General features: G+C 54.9%; 1 rRNA gene. It reads left to right on the forward strand.

Annotated features, from left to right (window positions below):
• A 23S ribosomal RNA gene (locus ABIB37_RS14375) occupies positions 1-1,310 on the forward strand; the annotation flags it as partial.
• Positions 1,311-1,374: the final 64 nt, after the last annotated feature.

A 1,374-nucleotide genomic window follows, 5' to 3' on the forward strand; every position in this document is an offset into this window, starting at 1 on the left:
CTAGTCACCCGTACCCCAAACCGACTCAGGTGGTCAGGTAGAGAATACCAAGGAGATCGAGAGAATCGTGGTTAAGGAACTCGGCAAAATGCCCCCGTAACTTCGGGAGAAGGGGGGCCTGAGGCGTGACGGCACTAGCTGCCGGAAGCGTTTGAAGGCCGCAGAGACCAGTGGGAAGCGACTGTTTACTAAAAACACAGGTCCGTGCTAAGTCGCAAGACGATGTATACGGACTGACGCCTGCCCGGTGCTGGAAGGTTAAGAGGAAGGGTTAGCGCAAGCGAAGCTCAGAATTTAAGCCCCAGTAAACGGCGGTGGTAACTATAACCATCCTAAGGTAGCGAAATTCCTTGTCGGGTAAGTTCCGACCTGCACGAATGGCGTAACGACTTCCCAGCTGTCTCAACCGCGAACTCGGCGAAATTGCACTACGAGTAAAGATGCTCGTTACGCGCAGCAGGACGGAAAGACCCCGTGACCTTTACTACAGCTTGGTATTGGTGTTCGGTGTGGCTTGTGTAGGATAGGTGGGAGACTGTGAAGCCCGGACGCTAGTTCGGGTGGAGTCAATGTTGAAATACCACTCTGGTCACTCTGGATATCTAACTTCGAACCGTAATCCGGTTCAGGGACAGTGCCTGGTGGGTAGTTTAACTGGGGCGGTTGCCTCCCAAAAAGTAACGGAGGCGCCCAAAGGTTCCCTCAACCTGGTTGGCAATCAGGTGTCGAGTGTAAGTGCACAAGGGAGCTTGACTGTGACAGTGACAACTGGAGCAGGGACGAAAGTCGGGACTAGTGATCCGGCAGTGGCTTGTGGAAGCGCTGTCGCTCAACGGATAAAAGGTACCTCGGGGATAACAGGCTGATCTTGCCCAAGAGTCCATATCGACGGCATGGTTTGGCACCTCGATGTCGGCTCGTCGCATCCTGGGGCTGGAGTAGGTCCCAAGGGTTGGGCTGTTCGCCCATTAAAGCGGCACGCGAGCTGGGTTTAGAACGTCGTGAGACAGTTCGGTCCCTATCCGCTGCGCGCGTAGGAAGTTTGAGAGGATCTGACCCTAGTACGAGAGGACCGGGTTGGACGAACCTCTGGTGTGTCAGTTGTTCCGCCAGGAGCACCGCTGATTAGCTACGTTCGGGATGGATAACCGCTGAAAGCATCTAAGCGGGAAGCCGGCCTCAAGATGAGACTTCCATGCCTTCGGGCGAGAGGCTCCCAGCCAGACTACTGGGTTGATAGGCCGGATGTGGAAGTGGGGACTAAAGACCCATGAAGCTGACCGGTACTAATAAGCCGATAATTTGATAACACCTACATGAGCTTGCTGCTCGCGTCCACTTTGTGGTTCCCGATAGACGGTCGGGAACTGCAGC

This window comes from Agrococcus sp. UYP10 (assembly GCF_040547205.1).
In the GTDB taxonomy this organism is placed as follows: Bacteria; Actinomycetota; Actinomycetes; order Actinomycetales; family Microbacteriaceae; genus Agrococcus; species Agrococcus jenensis.